The following is a 17,562-nucleotide window of genomic DNA, read 5'->3' on the forward strand; positions in this document are numbered from 1 at the left end:
TCCCTGACGTTAACTGTCAGGGAAGTTATATTATAATAGCTATATCAATTGTGAGTGGAGTGTTATTGGATGCAAACAAAAAAAGTTTTTCTATATGTATTTAATACAATGTCGGACTGGGAATATGGATATTTAATTGCTGAACTAAACTCAGGAAGATATTTCAAAAAAGATTTAGCACCTTTAAAAGTAATTACAGTAGGAGCTAATAAAGAAATGATTACTACTATGGGAGGACTGAGCATAAAACCAGATATTTCCCTTGATGAATGTACTCTTGAGAGTAAAGATCTTTTAATTTTACCAGGAGGGACTACTTGGAGTGAAGAAATTCATCAACCTATCTTGGAAAGAATTGGCGAAGCTTTAAAGCTTGGCACTATTGTTGCTGCAATTTGTGGTGCAATTGAAGGCCTCGCGAATATGGGATACTTAGATACTAGAAAGCATACAAGTAATAACTTAGAATATACTAAAATGGTATGTCCTAACTATAAAGGAGAAAAGTTCTATGAGTTGGGATCTGCGGTATCTAATGCGAATTTAGTTACTGCATCAGGAATAGCTCCTCTGGAATTTGCAATGGAGGTACTGAAAAAAATAGATGTATTTACACCAGATGCATTACATTCATGGTATAACCTAAATAAGACTCATAAACCTGAATACTACTTCCAGTTAATGAATTCAATAAATAAATGAAGTAACTGAAAAGCTCAATTTCTCTATTTTGATTTGTAGAGAAGTGGGGCTTTTTAATTTGGATTTTCCTTATCGTTGTAAATCCGCATTTTCCTGACGCTACCCCCTTATGGGATATATAAAGGATTTGCTTAAAGTAGTTGGAACTCGACCATTAACCTACTGTCAGCGGGTGAATAAACAATCGCTGACAGTAGGTTATAACGTTCTTACAGCATTTGAATGTAAAGAAAATTGGGGACACCTTATTCATGATGGGAAGGAGACGACAATGCTATACTTTTTCTCTTTAGATGTTTTACCTAAAAATATTAGTCCTCCTGATATATCGATACTTGAAGATTACATAGTAAGCTATAGCAAAAACCCTTCCAACCATTAAAGTTAGAAGGGTTTTCATGTTGTTTATCTGATTATTTTTGTGATGTAAATTGTACTTTTGCTAAACGATCAACAGCTTCCTGTAACAATTCTTTTGGTTGTACTAAAGCTAAACGTAAATAGCCTTGTCCAGCCGAACCAAATACTGTACCAGGGACTGTCACGATACCAGCTTGTTCAATTAGTTTAAAGGCTAGCTCTGTGCAGTCAATATCGTAAGGATATTTTGCCCAGACGAACATGCCACCGTCAGAAGGGGCTGCATCCCATCCTAAGTCACGTAAGCCGTTCATCAATGTTTTATGACGTTCTGAGAATGTTGCACGTAGGCTTGCCGTAATTTCCTCAGCGTTATCAAGTGCTACGACCGCAGCATCTTGAATTGGCTCGAAAATACCGAAATCTAAATTTGATTTTAATTGTTTTAAGATCGAAATCATCTCAGCATTACCTGCGATATAAGCGATACGTGTACCAGCAAGGCTAAAGCTTTTCGATAAAGAGTTAATTTCCATCCCAACTTCTTTTGCTCCAGAAGCGGCTAGGAAGCTAATTGGACCATCACCTGTAAAGTAGAACTCAGAGTATGCCGCATCATGTAAAACGATGATATTATATTTTTTCGCAAACGCAATGACTTTTTCAAAATAGGCTAACGAAGGCATTGCAGGCACTGGATTACCTGGTAAGTTTAAAATTAGTAGTTTTGCTTTTTGTGCTATTTCTTCAGGAACAGCATCTAAGTCTGGTAAATAATCGTTGTCAGCCGTTTGAGGCATATAGTAAGGTGTTGCGCCTGCTAGATGAATTCCTGCATCATAGGCAACGTAAGCTGGGTTTGTGGATAATACGATGTCTCCTGGATCACAGAAGGCGATTGGTAAATGCACTAATCCCTCTTGAGAGCCAATTGTTTGAATGATTTCAGAAGCGGGATCTAACTCTACATGGCTACGACGTTTATAATAGCGACTAACAGCTTCATAAAAACGTTGTGTGCCTGTTAATGTATACCCGTAAGATTCTGCTAAACCCGCTCTATACGATAAATGTTCGCGAATTTTAGCGTGTGGGGGCAGGTCTGGACTACCTAAGCTTAAGTCAATCATTTTCATACCTTTAGCTTCTTGTTGCTTGGCATGATTTTTTAAATCTCCGAAAATTGCTGGTGTAAATAAAGACATTTTTATAGATGGTAGGATTTTCAAACTAGTACACTCCTTATAGTTGTATAACAGAATAGTAGTTCAAATTTTATCATACTAAAGCACATAAAGGGAAAGTTATTCTGAAAAAAGAATATATTTCTAAAATGGAGAAGATGTGTGCGTAGACTAGCGGAAATATTTTAGTCAATGCTGAAAATAATATTTTTGACAGAAAAAATGTTACGATTCTGCTATCATAAAATGGAAGGGAGTTGTACGTAATGAATGTTTATTCTTTAAGCGGTCCAAGTGGAACAGGAAAAAGCACAAGCGCACTTGTATTCGCCCATAAAATCGGTGTAGAGGCTCTAATTGATGATGGTCTTTTCATTGTAAATGGTATGAAAGTAGCAGGGATCTCTGCAAAATTTGAGAAAAATACGATAACAGCTGTTCGTCGAGCCATTTTTTCAGATAACACCCACCGTGAGGAAGTAAAAAAAGCACTTGATACATATAAGGTACAGTCGATTTTACTGATCGGCACGTCCGATAAAATGACAAAGACGATAGCCAGACAGCTAGAGCTTGGTCCTATCGATAAATATTACTATGTTGAGGATGTGCGTTCTCAAAAAGAGATTGATAAAGCTCGCTTTATTCGACAGACCCAAGGAAAGCATGTGATGCCAATACCATACCGTCAAGTAGAGCAAAACTTTTTTAAACGACTCGTTCAAAAAGGGATGGAGATTTTCTCTACAAAGCGTGAAAAAATAGGGGAGACGACGATTGTTCGCCCTGATTTTCAACAAGAGTATATAGATATTGGAAAGCATGTTTATGTGCAGCTACTAACGTATTGCTGTGTAAAGCAAGATATCGTACACAAAGTCGAGCACGTACAATTCGTATTGGGAGAACTAGCGCAAGCAACGATTTTTTTACAGCTAAAGCTACCCATTGATTATTCCTTACCAGATCGATTGTATGCATTACAAAAAACGATACAGTCAGAATTTCGACAGCATTTCGGCTATGAATTAGATGCGATTCATCTTAATATAAAGTCGGTAGTGCTAAAACGAAAATCCTAAAAAGCAGGTACTCCATTCGCGCGAGAGGCGAGCAGAGTACCTGTTTGTTATTTCGGTTGACGCGTAAATTGCGGCTGACGTTTTTCCACAAAGGCACGGCAGCCCTCGGTAAAATCTTTTCCTACAAACGGTGTTGAACCTTGCCATAATGTTGGTACACTGTCCACGCATTCTTGAACAGATTGCTTCACAGCTAGTAAAGATTCAGGTGACATTCCTGCAACAAGCTTACCCATGCGAATCATGTATTTATTTAAGTCTTTTTCTGTAACTAAATAGTTAAGCATGCCTAGCTTGAAGGCTTCTTCAGCTTTAAACATGCGACCTGTAAATACTAAATCTTTCGTCGTAGAAGGGCCAACTAGTTGAACTAAACGCTGTGCAAATTTGTTATTTAAGGTGATCCCTAATTTACCGACAGGGATACCGAGTTTTGCTTTTTCTGAGCCAATGCGGATATCACAAGCTAATGCAAGCTCTAAACCAGCACCCATTGCGGGACCGTTAATTACGCCAATCGTAGGAATGGGTAAATGCTCAATTGTGGAAATCGTTTTTTCCATATGTACAAACGCTTCTTCGGCTTTTTCAAGGGAAATAGCGTTGAACTCTTTAATATCAGAGCCTGCCGTAAAGTTTTCGCCAGAGCCGCGTAAAATCAATACTTTATTTTTAGGATTATCTAATACTTGTAGGGCAATTTTAGCTAATTGATCCCACATATTTGCTGTTAGTGCGTTTTTAGCCTGTGGGCGATGGATCGTAATAATTGCTAGCCCAGCTGTTTCCTGATAAATAATTTTTGCGTCTTCTGCTTCAAGTCGAGTTGTTTTTACTTGCATACTTGAAAAGCCCCCTACATTTTATAGTTGATAAACTTATTATATAACACAAACGATAATAAACACTAAATTATACGAATTTTCATGTAAATCATCCTTGTTATACAAGAATAGGGCCATTTTAAAGAAATTGTACTACAACAGAGAGCGCGAATATACTATTGTAAGAAAACAAAAGATGTGAGACACTGCTGTAGGACCATTTGTTTCTTCATTGTATAAGGAGCATTTGAAACTGGAAGCGGGATTGCGAATGAATAGTACAGATTATCCGACATTATGGTTTATATAATTTAATAGTAAACTTACGCTCCTAAAATATAGTAAACTAAAGATAAAACACGCACAGTTATTAAGGAGGTAACGAGATGAACACACTTGTGGAAGCATGGAACAGCTATTTATTACTTTTAATCTCTTTAAAGAAAAGTGCTGCTACTAAAAAGCAGTACAATATAGATGGACAGCAATTTTTAGTGTTTGCTCATGAAAACAACTACTTGTACGTGGATCATCATTTAAAAGAATTGTTATTTATATATAGTAATTATTTGAAAGAGACCTACACAAATGTCAACACATTTAATCATAAAATTGCTACATTGCGAGGCTTTGCAGAATTTGTCTTTCTAAGAGAGTGGGTTGAGCCCTTTGACTATGAGAGCATTTTACAGCCAAAAAAGAAGCATAAAGAGGCTTTAACATTACTGACAAAGAAGCAACTGATGGCTATTGCGAATGTCTGGCCAACCTATTTTCAATACGCTAAATCGATGGAGCATGCATGGTTGGCAAGACGTAATGGTTGCATTGTCCAAATACTGATGGAAACAGGATGTAAACCAGCAGAGCTTGTACGTATGAAATGGTCTCATATTCACTTCGACTCATCGGTGCTTTACATTTCTAACCATAATGGGCGTAGAGATATAAAGCTTTCTTCGATATTAATGGACATGTTAGCACATTATAAAGTGGCAACAGAGGAATTACTTGAACAAATGTCGGGAGAATGGGTTTGGGTTAGTGAGGTTAGTCAAACAAAATCCATCTCAACGAAAACAATTGAGCGAATTTTCCAAACGATGTCAAAGGACATTGGAACAAATGTTAGAGCCACGGATTTGCGCTATACTGTCATGCAAAAGGCATTTCAAAATGAAAAAACAGTCGAAAATATTCAGGAAAAAATGGGTTATGTTCGAAAATGGGTGCTTACTGAAAGACAGGGGCGTTTTGAATAAAGATGAATTATTTATAAAAATGGCATTTTCTGAAAGAAGTTATTATATGCACCTTGCATCATTCCTTAAATAGCTAATGAATAAATGTACTTAAAGTAAGGGGGACGATTGTTCAATAAGAGCAATCACTTCTTGTGCTAACGGTGCAGGTTACTTGAAGGAAAATGACTGTTTTATCATTTAACAATAGAGATAGACGTACGTTCGAAAATAGGTAATACAATTTCATATTAGTTTCGGTGAGCCGTACCACAAGTAAGTGAGATTCTATTCATTTAATGGAGCGTTGATTAAATAGAAAAAAAGACCTAATAGTATGAACTAAAAGAAGAGAGTCAGTTTATGGACTAACTCTCTTCTTTTAGTTCATATGTAGTTTGCAAGGAAAAAAACCTCTACTTAATTGAAATGGGTGAATTCAATTGTAAAGTAGAGAAATAGAGTGAGAGATAGAGTCATTTCGTTAAACAAGAAATGAATAATTTGAACGAACGAATATTATTTTTCATAGTAATGATTAGGACAAAGTGGCCGTATATATAGATTGTATGAATTTATGATATAGGGGAGGAATTGCAAGTGGTTGGAAATAGAGCTGTGGCCTATATGGGCTCCGGAATAGTAGAAGTGCAAGATATTGGTTTTCCAGATTTGGTTTTACGAGATGGACCTGGGGTAAATCCGCTTAATGTAGGACGCAAATGTGATCATGGTGTTATTTTAAAGGTAGTAACAACTAATATTTGTGGAAGCGATCAGCATATGGTGAGAGGTAGAACTACAGCTCCGACAGGATTAGTTCTAGGCCACGAGATTACAGGAGAAGTGATTGAAGTAGGCCGAGATGTTGAATTTATTAAAAAAGGTGATTTAGTTTCTGTTCCATTTAATATAGCTTGCGGTAGGTGCCGTAGCTGTAAGGAGCGGAATACTCATATTTGTGAGAATGTAAATCCAGATCGTCCTGGTTCAGCATATGGTTATGTCGATATGGGAGGATGGGTTGGAGGTCAATCTGAGTATGTAATGGTGCCATATGCCGACTTCCAATTATTAAAATTTCCTGATAAAGACCAAGCAATGGAGAAAATTAGAGATTTAACAATGCTTTCAGATATATTTCCAACTGGATATCATGGTGCCGTAAGTGCAGGTGTGAAACCGGGATCAACTGTGTATATCGCAGGTGCAGGTCCAGTTGGTCTCGCTGCTGCTCATTCAGCTCAGTTACTAGGAGCCGCTGTAGTAATTGTAGGAGATTTAAATGAAGAAAGGTTAGCTCAAGCAAGAAGCTTTGGTTGCGAAACAGTTAATTTGCGAAATCATTCAAACCTAGGAGAGCAAATCGACCAAATACTTGGAGCACCTGAAGTAGATTGTGCTGTAGATTGTGTAGGATTTGAAGCATCTGCCCATGGAGCTAATGCAGTTGAAGCACCTGCTACTGTTTTAAATTCTATTATGCAAATAACACGTGCTGGAGGACGTTTAGGTATACCAGGTCTTTACGTAACCGGGGACCCTGGTGGAGTAGATGAGGATGCAAAAATTGGTACGTTAAAAATTCGTCTTGGCTTAGGATGGGCTAAAGCACATACTTTTGTAACTGGTCAAACACCTGTTATGAAATATCATCGCGATTTAATGGCGGCAATTTTGAGTGGAAGAGCTCAAATTGCGAAAGCTGTTAATGCTACAGTAATATCATTAGACGAAGCTCCAAAGGCATATCAAGATTTTGATAATGGGGTTGCCAGAAAATTCGTCATCGACCCACACGGTCTAGTAAAGTAAGAGATTTCTACAGGGGTTAAGGGGTTAAATTGAAATAAGCATAGAGGACAAACCTTTGGCTACTTTTCAATAAGAACTAGATTGCATGCTGATATTCTAAGGAGACTTTGAACTTCATTTCTCAAAGTCTCCTTTTTTTCATTGCTTATTTACCACAAGTATATTTGTATTCAGGTTGTATCTGAATGAAGAAACCACTTCGAACTTGTCCTGTCCAGTTTTGTAAGGATTCGTACCATTGTACGCTATCAAAAAAGTCATCTACTGTTGTAGTATTTGAAAACCAGATAAGTGGAGTGAAAGAAACAAGCTGTCCAGCATCTACCCAAACACCGCCAGCCGGAATAGTACTTTGTTTAACCAGCAGTAAAGGAAGCCCATATTAGAAAGCCAAAGAAGGTTCAATTTGTAGGAATGGTAAATATGATTCACCTTGAGGAGTAAGAGTTAATAGGTTTTAGTAGAGCGGCTGCACAGCCATAGCTTAACTTATGGCTTGTAGTTAATAATCGTGTAGAAATCGAAGATGAAGATTGGTCGAAAAATATTGAAGTTAAACAAGTACTTGATGGATTAAATTCAATAAATTCTTTACTTACTATTTAACTTATACTTTTTTAATATTATAATACTCTGTGTATTTGATTGTTTATCATTATCTTGGAGCTTGTGTTGTTTCTAAAAGAAGAGACGAAACTAGCTTTTCAATGGATTCTAATTAAATCAACCATTGTGTTTAACAGAGCCTATAGTTTTTACATCCCAGCGAGTTAATCAGCGAATTGGTTTTAAAAAAAAATGTACCGAACCTCATTTAGATACATTATGGGGAACCGTATCATAAGTTAATAAGATTGTATTAAAGGCGATTGCTATAGATTAGTAGCAATCGCCTTTATCTACTATAAGCGTTTGTCTGAACTCGCATTTTGTCGATTTCATCGATTAATCGGAGAGTTATAGGAACTGTTCTTATTTTCAAATTTTTACCTAAAAGTCGAATGTTTTCTAACACTTATTAGTGCGTTATGACACCGTCCTTGCTATGATAATGGAAGAGGATGGTGGGATATTGAAAATCAAAGTGCTGATTGCTGATGATAATTCCTTTATTCGTGAAGGAATGAAAATAATTTTAAATACATATGAAGAATTCGAGGTGGTAGCTGCGGTAAATGACGGGCTAGAGGCGGTGGATTACTGTAAACAGCATGAAATCGATGTGGTCTTATTAGATGTGCGGATGCCGAATATGAATGGTGTGGAAGCAACCAAGTTAATTAGTGAACAAACAAAGACAAAGCCGTTAATTATTACTACTTTTGATGATGACGAGTATATTTTGGATGCCATTAAGAATGGCGCCAAAGGCTATTTATTGAAAAATAATGACCCGGAAAGAATTCGTGAAGCGATTACTAGTGTGTATAATGGCAATTCCATCGTGCAAGACGTTGTGTTGGAGAAAATAAAATCCAATTTGATGGAAAATAAGCAGGAAAGTAGAGTAGATACGAGCCTGTTTAGTGAGCGGGAATTGGATATCATGGCTTTAATTTCAAAGGGGTTTTCAAATAAGGAAATTTCCAAACAACTATATATTTCAGAAGGAACGATTGCCAACTATATTACTTCTATTTTTAATAAAACGGGGTTGAGTCATCGCACGCAAATTGCGATTTACTTTTTAACGGGAAGAATTCACTAACATGGAATTCTTCATCATTCTTAGTAAACTCATATTATTAGGATATTTGTCGCTCTGGTTTATTCATGACACATTCCCGGTCCAGAATATCCCCTGGATTATTTTTTCTCTTCTGACCTATTTGATCATCAATATTGTGCTCTATATCGTGAAGCGGCAAAGGATAAAGAAGGTTGTTCTAGTTCTCTCATTGGTCCAAATTATTTTTTCCTTTTATAAGGTACATCCATTTTTTATCTTTCTGCTGCCGTTAAATGTATGCGAATTTTCCCCTTTTAATCTGGAAAAAAGGTTTATTATGTTAATCTTGGTATTTCTGCCGCTTATTTGGCTTCAAGATGACTTAAGATTTCAATATGGACTGGTGGCAGCTCTAAATTGTCTCATCTATTTGATGCTTATACAGTTTATTACACGGCTGCAAAGGCAAGAGGAACAATTGGATATGATGAGGAAAAATCTTCAGAAGATAACGAAAAGCTTGAATGATAATAATGAATTCATCAGGCAATCTGAATATACGTTTAAATTGGAGGAGAGGAATCGCCTTGCCCAAGTATTTCATGATAAAATTGGCCACGCGATGACCGGCGCTCTTATTCAAATGGAGGCGGCCAAGCGGCTGGTGGAATCTGATCAGGTGAAAGCTCTAGAATTGTTGCAAAATGCTATTAATATTTCAAAATTGGGTATCGAAAATATCCGAATGACCCTGAAAAATTTGAAACCGCCTACAGAACAAATGGGCATTAATAGGGTGAAATTATTCATTGAAGAGTTTTCTGCCAAACATTCGATGGATATGCCCTTTGTTTATAAGGGAAATATGGGACGGATTGCCCCGATTCAGTGGAATATTATTCAGGAAAATTTGACAGAGGCCTTAACTAACGCCCTTAAATATTCGGAAGCGACGACGGTTTCCATTGAAATTCACGTCCTCAACACGATGATCAAAGTGGAAGTGAAAGATAATGGAGTTGGAATCCAAAAGGTAAAAAAAGGGCTTGGATTGATTGGAATGGAGGAGCGGACTGCATCAATCAATGGAAAGATTATTGTGGACGGATCCCATGGCTTTTCAGTCACAATGTTAATTCCAATCCAGTAAACAATATAATTGTGAAAAATACACATGGTTCCTGAACCAATGTTCCAATGAAAAAGATAACTATAAAAATATGAAATTTCTCATGTAAAAAGGATGAATTGTTGCACTTATGCGGCGTCATCCTTTTTTTTATAATGAAGACAGAAAGTTAACGAGGGGTGAAATCATTTGAAGGTACTTGAAGTGAAAAATTTAACAAAAAAGTTTGATGATTTTCTTGCTGTTGATAATATATCTTTTTCCATAAGCGAAGGTGAAATTTTTGGTCTTTTAGGACCCAATGGTGCTGGAAAAAGTACCACTATTAATCTGATTGCCGGGCTCTTGCGCTACGGCGAAGGTGAAATTAACATTCTTGGGAAAAACAGCGGGAATCACAGCCGCTTTGCAAAGATGAATATCGGGATTGTGCCACAGGATTTGGCGATCTATGAAGAACTCACTACTTTTGAAAATGTGAAATTTTTTGCCGGATTATATGGGCTAAGAGGGGAGGAATTAACAGCTCTGGCTCAAAAGGCATTAGAATTTGTTGGCCTGCTTGATAAGCAGAAGGAGTATCCGAAGAATTTTTCCGGCGGGATGAAAAGACGGTTGAATATTGCTTGTGCCATTGCCCATCGTCCGAAGTTGATTATTATGGATGAGCCAACGGTCGGAATTGACCCGCATTCGCGGAACTATATCCTACAATCGATTCGCAAGTTAAATGAGATGGGATGCACGATTATTTATACAAGCCACTATATGGAAGAGGTGGAGGAAATCTGTACACGGATCTCCATTATGGATCACGGCAAGGTAATTGCGGAAGGCACGAAGGAGCAATTAATCGCAATTATTACCAATACAAAGGATATTTGGATTGAGACAAAATCGATTGAACAAATCGATTTTGAGAAGATCAAGGAAATCAATGGGGTAAAATCTGTCCTTTTGGAAGAGAACCTGATCAAAATCAATTCGGAAATAGACGTAAACAATTTAAATAATATTCTTTTGTATTTAATGAATCAAGGAATTGAAATCAGTTCACTGGAGGAAAAGGAACCGAATCTGGAAACCGTATTTCTAACACTTACTGGAAGGAACTTAAGAGATTAGAAAGGAGGTTATTTCTTTGAATGTACTTAACATTATTTGGAATCAACTTAAAGTAAGTTTCCGGGATTACCATACATTTATTTTAATGATGGCTTTTCCCATTGTCTTGATGTTGATTCTTGGTTCCGCCTTATCTAAAGATTTTGATCAGAAAATTAAAGTCGACAATGTTCATGTCTTATATAAAACTACTGCTAGCTCGGAGATTTCCTCTTATTTTCAAGCATTTATCAAGGAAGCTAAAAACACCGGCATTGATTTTAAGAAGGCAGCTGATGGGATGAATGGGCAAAAGCAGGTAGTAGAAAATCACTATACTGCCTTTGTTGAGGTGAACAATAAAGGACTTAAATTATATGGCAGCAGCCAAAATAGCATCGAAGAGAGTATTCTCCAAGGGATGCTGACAACATTTGCCGATAAATATAATCTTACGGCAGCAGTAGCAAGTATTGATCCAGCAAAAGTCAGTACCGTTTTAGCAAGCCCGTCCAAGCATGATTTTATAGCAGAAAAGTCACTGCAGTCAACGAAGGAGCCCAGTTCGATGGACTACTTTGCTATTGTAATGACGACGATGATTGCCCTTTATTCGGCGATGTATGGAATGGGACTTTTTCGCGATGAAAGAGTCAATCATACTTCGATTCGATTATTGGCTGCCCCGATTCGAAAAGGTGAGATTTTTCTCGGAAAAATTATTGGCTGTGTTCTTGTTAACATGATCTGTATTGTTGTCATTATCATCTTTAGCCACTATGTGTACAAAGCGGATTGGGGAAGCCATATTGGGTGGATTCTTCTTATCCTAATATCGGAAGTATTCCTGGCGGTCAGTTTCGGCCTTGGTGTTAGCTATATGGCCAAAACACATGAGGCTTCAAGAACAATCATCTCCCTAGTGATTCAGCTTGTGTCATTCTTTGGTGGCGCCTATTTCAAAATAGAAGGTGCTACGGGGGCACTTAAATTTTTAACGGATTTATCCCCACTTACATGGTCTAACCAGGGGATTACGAAAATCATCTATGCCAATGACCTATCGGCTGCGACGCTACCAATCACCTTAAATCTTGGGATTGCGCTTCTATTTTTAACGATTGCCATCATTTCATTCCAAAGAAGGGAGGGATTATGATGAAAGATATAATCTGGCTGATGAAGAAAATTCTTAGTGTGACTTTTAGAAAAAAAGGAAATATTTTTCTATACTTTGGTGGGCCGCTCATCGGCATAGTCATTGCCTTTATGGCTTATGGAGGAAACAGCCAACAAGCACTGAAAGTTGGGGTAATCAATCATGACTCTGGGCAGATTGCGGGAGATACAGTAAATTTTCTAAAATACTTAAAAAATATGAGCCTGGTCAATGTCAATGAATCTTCTATGAAGGATCAAATTGCTGCGGGGAAATTAGATTGTGCGATTATTTTGGAGGAAGGCTTCTCAGAAAGTATTCAAACCGGAAACCCGGACCATATACAGCTTGTCTCGATTAAAGGAGCAGAAGTTACCGGCTTTGTAAAAGCATATCTTTACCAATATCTTGATAATGTTATGGCCTTAAATAGGGTAGCAAATGGTGATCAAGATGCGTATCAAAAAATGTCCGCCCGCTATCAACAGGCTGATTTCAAGTTTCATGTAGAGACACTACAAGATACCTCAAAAGGTAAAAATATGACAAATAGAACCATCGGCTTTTTGTTAATGATTATGCTATTATCAGCAGGAAACTTTGCGGGAATCATTATGAAGGAAAAAGAAAATCGTACCTATTTCCGTCTGTTATCTACGCCGATTAATGCAAGGAAGTATGTACTTGCCAATATCGCCGTTAGTATGCTAGTAATGGTTGCCCAAATCATCTTTACGCTACTGGTTATAACGAATATCTTCCATTTTGAGATGCATGTGTCCATTTGGCAAATGTCAATCATATTAATCTTGTTTGCTTTGGTGGCAGCAGGTTTATCGCTAATGCTCATTTCCTTTTCTAACAGTTCCGGGATGGCGAGTGCGCTGCAAAATTTAATCTTGACACCATCGTGTCTCTTGTCAGGTTGTTTTTTTCCTTTTGAAATTATGCCGAAGACCGTCCAGAAAATTGCCAACTTTACGCCGCAGCGATGGGTACTTGATACCATAAGCCAACTACAGCAGGGACATCATTTTGGCAGTCTTTACCTTAATTTTTTAATTCTACTAGCATTTGCCGCCGTATTTTTTCTAGTCTCGGTTTATAAATTTGGGCGAAATAACGATGTTCGAAATTTTGCATAAAATAGTTTATATTTTTATAAAAAATGCAGCTAGAACTTAAATAGGTGCGGTGAACCGCATCATAAATAGAGTTGCAGCAGATGTGGTAGAATTATCCCTCCAATACGACCCATCCGGAGCAACAAAAACAGTAGCATGTATTACAATTCTTGAAATGCTGGTTTTTTGAATTGACTAATTTAATTATGTTTTAAAAAAGTTAGAATGGCGAGCGTTGCTAAATAAGCCATCTAAAAAAGTCGGATTCCTTTTGGTAAGGAACCGACTTTTGGGTCACAAATGATTCACTGCTTTAACGCTCACTTTAACTGATAAATCATGTTTTCCACCTGAATAAACACCTTCAACAGGGCTTATATCAGAATAATCACGACCAATGCATAAAATAATGTGATTTTCTAATACTTCAACATTATTAGTTGGATCTAAACCAATCCAGCCGATCCCTGGTATCATGACTTCTACCCAAGCATGGGTTGCAATATCACCGACGAGGGCAGAGTTTTCATCGACATATAAATAACCGCTAACATAACGCGCTGGAATTCCTTTAGCCCTTAGCACCGCAAGCATGACATGTGTGAAATCCTGACAAACACCGCGCTTAAGGGCGAAGGCTTCACTTGCAGTTGTTGTAACATTGGTTGCTCCAGGAACGTATTCAAAAGTAGAGTATAAATATTGCATTAAATTTAATGAAAACAGCACAGGATTTTCAGCATGGCCAATAGCGTGATAAACTTCCTCCAACTGATTTTCTGTCATATACGTAAAATGTGTAGACTTTAAATAGGGCAAATAATGCTCATAAAACAGCTGAGAGTGAAAAATCGTCTGCATTTCGTGTGAATATTGAATGCGATGAATAAAGGGTGCACGTTGAATACTAACAATAGATGTCGTTTGAATTTCTAGCTCTTGGTGCTGTTCTGGTATATAAAAAGTCCCAACCGTATTGCCCCAAATATCTGTATGCTCACGCGTTAATGATGAAGGTGTAATGGCAATTCGATAGGATAATAAGCGCTGACGCTCATCGCCTCTTGGCTTTAAACGGATTGTATTTAAGCTTTGATCGACTTCAGACTCATATTGAAAAATATTAGTATGTTGAATTTCAAATTTCATTGTGTCCGCTTCCTTTAGATTACTGACTTGCTTGTTGAAAGGGAGCTGTCGTTGATTCCTTTCAAGTTTGTACGCTGGGTTCATCTAAATGATAAATTGTTGAAAATGTATTTCCAAAATCAATACATTGACACAATCTTTCCTCCATTAACAAAATAGTTTCCTCTATGGTAATATTCCATAAATCTACATTCATCATGGCAAATAACAAACTCTTTAATGGGGTACGAAGCTCTAAAAATCTTGCTGAAAGAGGATCGTTTTCTAAACAAATAAACGCTTCCTCTAATTTTTGTAAGCAAAACATAACTGAACGTGGGAAATGCTTATCCTGTAACAAATATTGAATGACACAAAGTAAATTGGTTTGGCGATCTTTTCGCAAATAAGACTCTGTCGCCTTCGATAAATCGAGTAAGAACGATCCGTCTGCTTCTATTAAAGAGACGGCTATTTCCTTATGTTGCTCTAGTATAATCAAAGTCATACGAATCGTCTTTTCTAAACGTTCTAACCATTTCCCAACTTGCATGAAATAAAAGGGTAAATCTCGATCCATCGAGCCTTCAATTAGCCCTGTAACCGTTAATGAAGTATTTCGAACGTTTTGTAAAAAAGAGTTAAGAACGATTAATGGAATTGGTCTTTCACGTTCCAATATTTCATGCTGCAACGATAGATAGAAGGCATTTTGCAATTCCCAAAGCTCAATCGGGATACTATCTCGAGTTATACGCGCATTTTCTCTAACTGCACGTAAAGTAGTATGGAGGGCATTACAGTTATTATTTGAATAGAGTAGATATTCGATAAGTGGATTAACTCGAATTGACTCATAATAAGTCAAATACTCTTCCTTCGAGGCACAAATATCCAACACGGCTTCCCAATGATCGATGTATTCATTTTCTTTCCCAGATTGCTCCAACATATTCAACAGCTGTACTTGTAGTATATGTGCATTCGTTTGTGATCGTTCACTATATCGTGCCATCCAGTATAGTGCATCCGCTACTCGACTTAGCATACTGCAATTCCTCCTTTAATATCCATGTATCTTTTGCTCCGCCGCCCTGTGAAGAATTCACGACTAAAGATCCTTCTTTTAATGCCACACGCGACAAACCACCAGGGAGCACATAAATATCCTCACCCTTCATCGCATAAACACGCAAATCGACATGGCAAGGGTAGAATCTACCATCCTGGAAAGCAGGAGCTCTAGAAAGGTTGATCGTAGGTTGTGCAATATATTGAAAAGGGTTTTCCATGATTTTTTCTTGAAAAATAGCAATTTCGTCTTCACTCGCATGTGGACCAATAAGCATATCATAGCCACCAGAGGCACTAACATTTTTTATGACAAGCTCTCTCATATGCTCAAGGACCCAATCTCGCTGTCTATCATCAGCTAGATGATAGGTCTTCACATTACGTAAAATTGGTTCTTCTTTCAAATAGAAACGAATCATATCCGGTACATAAGCATACATCGCTTTATCATCTGCAACACCGTTACCAACAGCATTTAAAATAGCAATATTGCCAGCTTTATAAGCATCCATAATATAAGGGACTCCAAGTAAAGAATCCTTACGAAAAACAACAGGATCTAAGAAATCATCATCAATTCGACGATAAATAATATCAATTTGCTCTAGACCGTAGATTGTCTTCATGTACACCTTATTATCCTGTACAACTAATTCATGCCCTTCGACAAGCTGAATATTGAGCTGCTGTGCTAAAAAGACATGATCGTAATATGCCGAATTATACATGCCTGCAGTTAATAGGACAGCTTTAGGTTCTACGTTTGTCTTCATACTAGTTGGTCGGTGGGCAAGGAGTGCCTTCTTCATAAAGGACATTTGTTTGTCAAGTGACTGAATAGTATGTTTTGAGAAAAATTCAGGATATACTTCCTTCATAACAGATCGATTTTGAAAAACATAAGATATACCTGAAGGATTGCGTAAATTATCTTCTAACACGTAGTAAACGCCATGTTCATCACGAATCAAATCGATACCAGCTAAAAAAATATGATTATCGATAGGTACTTTTACACCAAGCATTTCTTTATAATAATACGGATTATTTTCAACAAACTGTTTCGGTATAAGCCCAGACTCCAAAATAGACTGTTCATGGTAGACATCATGTAAAAAGCAATTTAAGGCTTTGACACGTTGCTTCACACCAGATTCAATTACTTTCCACTGTTCATGTGGAATAATAATAGGTATAAAATCAAAGGGCATTGTCCGCTCTGTTCCACCTTGTGCTCCGTATACGGTAAATGTGATGCCTTGTTTAAGGAATCTTGAATGTGCTTGTTGATATTTTTCATCTAATTGTTCCTTTGAGAAAGCACTGAGCTTATGGTGGAAAGACCGATAATGAGGCTTCGGTTGATTGCCATCTAACATTTCATCAAAAAACAAACCAGATTCATAGTACTTCATCATATAGATCGCCCTCCGAATTTAAGTAGTAGAGAAAACGTGTTAAACTAAGAAGAATACATAAAAGGAGCTAAAAAAATGACAATCATTAATTTAATGCAAGCTTACGAGCTAGACAAGCTTTCAAAACTAAATTTTACTGATGAGGAGATTGTGCGCATATTGCGAACAGGGGATGTATCAGTTTGGCAGGAAAAAGTACCAAACTATGAATTTTCCGAAACAAGGGCACTTTATCGAGAAGGAGAACATTTGTTCTTGAACGCTCTGCATGGTAACTACCGTATCAAGTATGTAACTTTGCCAGGCATTCAACGTTTACTATATCTTCGTTTTCAATTAGAAGAAGGTAAGGATTATCAATTGTTAGAAACAGGAATCGAGCAATTAACTTGTAATGAAGAAACTATAGAGAAGCTTCAACATATGCTTTCAACAAACTGGTCTCTAGCAAAACAAGTGGATGGGACGTATAATATTTTTGTTAAGTAAACGCATTTCGCCTTGACGTAATTTTAGCTGTCGCTAAATAAACATTGCGTCAAGAATTGA

Annotated in this window: 15 protein-coding genes; 10 read left to right on the top strand and 5 right to left on the bottom strand. The window is 37.3% G+C overall.

Going from position 1 to position 17,562, the window contains the following annotated elements:
- Positions 1-69 precede the first annotated feature (69 nt).
- Positions 70-702, top strand: a complete 633-nt coding sequence (locus ACQKNC_RS09965) for a type 1 glutamine amidotransferase family protein (RefSeq protein WP_427424692.1) — start codon at positions 70-72, stop codon at positions 700-702.
- A 413-nt stretch (positions 703-1,115) separates the two neighbouring features.
- Here ACQKNC_RS09965 and ACQKNC_RS09970 read toward each other — a convergent pair whose 3' ends face one another.
- A complete protein-coding gene (locus tag ACQKNC_RS09970) occupies positions 1,116-2,291 on the bottom strand; it encodes an aminotransferase class I/II-fold pyridoxal phosphate-dependent enzyme (protein WP_427424693.1) in 1,176 nt (391 codons plus the stop codon).
- 221 nt (positions 2,292-2,512) lie between these two features.
- Here ACQKNC_RS09970 and ACQKNC_RS09975 point away from each other — a divergent pair, with 221 nt between their 5' ends.
- On the top strand, positions 2,513-3,328 hold the full coding sequence (locus tag ACQKNC_RS09975; RefSeq protein WP_427424694.1) for a hypothetical protein: 816 nt from the start codon (positions 2,513-2,515) through the stop codon (positions 3,326-3,328).
- 47 nt (positions 3,329-3,375) lie between these two features.
- Here the strand turns inward: ACQKNC_RS09975 and ACQKNC_RS09980 are convergent, their stop codons facing one another.
- Positions 3,376-4,170, bottom strand: a complete 795-nt coding sequence (locus ACQKNC_RS09980) for an enoyl-CoA hydratase/isomerase family protein (RefSeq protein ID WP_427424695.1) — start codon at positions 4,168-4,170, stop codon at positions 3,376-3,378.
- 368 nt (positions 4,171-4,538) lie between these two features.
- Between ACQKNC_RS09980 and ACQKNC_RS09985 the strand changes: the two genes are divergently transcribed.
- From ACQKNC_RS09985 to ACQKNC_RS10015, 7 genes are all read left to right on the top strand, one after another.
- Positions 4,539-5,414, top strand: a complete 876-nt coding sequence (locus tag ACQKNC_RS09985; protein WP_427424696.1) for a tyrosine-type recombinase/integrase — start codon at positions 4,539-4,541, stop codon at positions 5,412-5,414.
- A gap of 579 nt (positions 5,415-5,993) precedes the next feature.
- The gene (fdhA, locus tag ACQKNC_RS09990; RefSeq protein ID WP_427424697.1) at positions 5,994-7,208 is read left to right on the top strand and encodes a formaldehyde dehydrogenase, glutathione-independent; all 1,215 of its coding nucleotides are present in this window, start codon (positions 5,994-5,996) and stop codon (positions 7,206-7,208) included.
- A 1,045-nt stretch (positions 7,209-8,253) separates the two neighbouring features.
- On the top strand, positions 8,254-8,916 hold the full coding sequence (locus ACQKNC_RS09995) for a response regulator (protein ID WP_427424698.1): 663 nt from the start codon (positions 8,254-8,256) through the stop codon (positions 8,914-8,916).
- 1 nt (position 8,917) lies between these two features.
- Positions 8,918-10,027 (top strand): sensor histidine kinase, encoded by a 1,110-nt coding sequence (locus ACQKNC_RS10000; RefSeq protein WP_427424699.1) that lies wholly within the window; start codon positions 8,918-8,920, stop codon positions 10,025-10,027.
- A gap of 168 nt (positions 10,028-10,195) precedes the next feature.
- Positions 10,196-11,131, top strand: coding sequence for an ABC transporter ATP-binding protein (locus ACQKNC_RS10005; RefSeq protein ID WP_427424700.1), 936 nt, complete (start codon positions 10,196-10,198; stop codon positions 11,129-11,131).
- Between the two features lie 16 nt (positions 11,132-11,147).
- Entirely contained in the window at positions 11,148-12,269 is a 1,122-nt protein-coding gene (locus ACQKNC_RS10010; RefSeq protein ID WP_427424701.1) for an ABC transporter permease, read from the top strand.
- Entirely contained in the window at positions 12,269-13,414 is a 1,146-nt protein-coding gene (locus tag ACQKNC_RS10015; protein ID WP_427424702.1) for an ABC transporter permease, read from the top strand. Before ACQKNC_RS10010 ends, ACQKNC_RS10015 begins: the two co-directional genes overlap by 1 nt.
- Positions 13,415-13,687: 273 nt before the next feature.
- Here the strand turns inward: ACQKNC_RS10015 and ACQKNC_RS10020 are convergent, their stop codons facing one another.
- The 3 genes from ACQKNC_RS10020 to ACQKNC_RS10030 all read right to left on the bottom strand — a co-directional run bounded on the left by ACQKNC_RS10020 (position 13,688) and on the right by ACQKNC_RS10030 (position 17,013).
- Positions 13,688-14,542 (bottom strand): transglutaminase family protein, encoded by an 855-nt coding sequence (locus ACQKNC_RS10020; protein ID WP_427424703.1) that lies wholly within the window; start codon positions 14,540-14,542, stop codon positions 13,688-13,690.
- A gap of 61 nt (positions 14,543-14,603) precedes the next feature.
- Positions 14,604-15,569: an alpha-E domain-containing protein gene (locus tag ACQKNC_RS10025; protein WP_427424704.1), complete on the bottom strand. Its 966-nt coding sequence runs from the start codon at positions 15,567-15,569 to the stop codon at positions 14,604-14,606.
- The gene (locus ACQKNC_RS10030; protein ID WP_427424705.1) at positions 15,523-17,013 is read right to left on the bottom strand and encodes a circularly permuted type 2 ATP-grasp protein; all 1,491 of its coding nucleotides are present in this window, start codon (positions 17,011-17,013) and stop codon (positions 15,523-15,525) included. Before ACQKNC_RS10030 ends, ACQKNC_RS10025 begins: the two co-directional genes overlap by 47 nt.
- 75 nt (positions 17,014-17,088) lie before the next feature.
- Between ACQKNC_RS10030 and ACQKNC_RS10035 the strand changes: the two genes are divergently transcribed.
- Positions 17,089-17,502 carry a hypothetical protein gene (locus tag ACQKNC_RS10035; protein WP_427424706.1) on the top strand — a complete coding sequence of 138 codons (414 nt, stop codon included), beginning with the start codon at positions 17,089-17,091 and terminating at the stop codon, positions 17,500-17,502.
- The last annotated feature ends 60 nt before the right edge of the window (positions 17,503-17,562 follow it).

This window comes from Lysinibacillus sp. NPDC094177, from assembly GCF_050279145.1.
Lineage (GTDB): Bacteria > Bacillota > Bacilli > Bacillales_A > Planococcaceae > Lysinibacillus.

Bases quoted from the DNA above. Each gene is read 5' to 3' on its own strand.
- ACQKNC_RS09965 (WP_427424692.1), top strand. From the start codon at position 70: ATGCAAACAAAAAAAGTTTTTCTATATGTATTTAATACAATGTCGGAC.
- ACQKNC_RS09975 (WP_427424694.1), top strand. From the start codon at position 2,513: ATGAATGTTTATTCTTTAAGCGGTCCAAGTGGAACAGGAAAAAGCACA.
- ACQKNC_RS09980 (WP_427424695.1), bottom strand. From the start codon at position 4,170: ATGCAAGTAAAAACAACTCGACTTGAAGCAGAAGACGCAAAAATTATT.
- ACQKNC_RS09985 (WP_427424696.1), top strand. From the start codon at position 4,539: ATGAACACACTTGTGGAAGCATGGAACAGCTATTTATTACTTTTAATC.
- ACQKNC_RS09995 (WP_427424698.1), top strand. From the start codon at position 8,254: ATGATAATGGAAGAGGATGGTGGGATATTGAAAATCAAAGTGCTGATT.
- ACQKNC_RS10000 (WP_427424699.1), top strand. From the start codon at position 8,918: ATGGAATTCTTCATCATTCTTAGTAAACTCATATTATTAGGATATTTG.
- ACQKNC_RS10015 (WP_427424702.1), top strand. From the start codon at position 12,269: ATGAAAGATATAATCTGGCTGATGAAGAAAATTCTTAGTGTGACTTTT.
- ACQKNC_RS10020 (WP_427424703.1), bottom strand. From the start codon at position 14,542: ATGAAATTTGAAATTCAACATACTAATATTTTTCAATATGAGTCTGAA.
- ACQKNC_RS10025 (WP_427424704.1), bottom strand. From the start codon at position 15,569: ATGCTAAGTCGAGTAGCGGATGCACTATACTGGATGGCACGATATAGT.
- ACQKNC_RS10030 (WP_427424705.1), bottom strand. From the start codon at position 17,013: ATGATGAAGTACTATGAATCTGGTTTGTTTTTTGATGAAATGTTAGAT.
- ACQKNC_RS10035 (WP_427424706.1), top strand. From the start codon at position 17,089: ATGACAATCATTAATTTAATGCAAGCTTACGAGCTAGACAAGCTTTCA.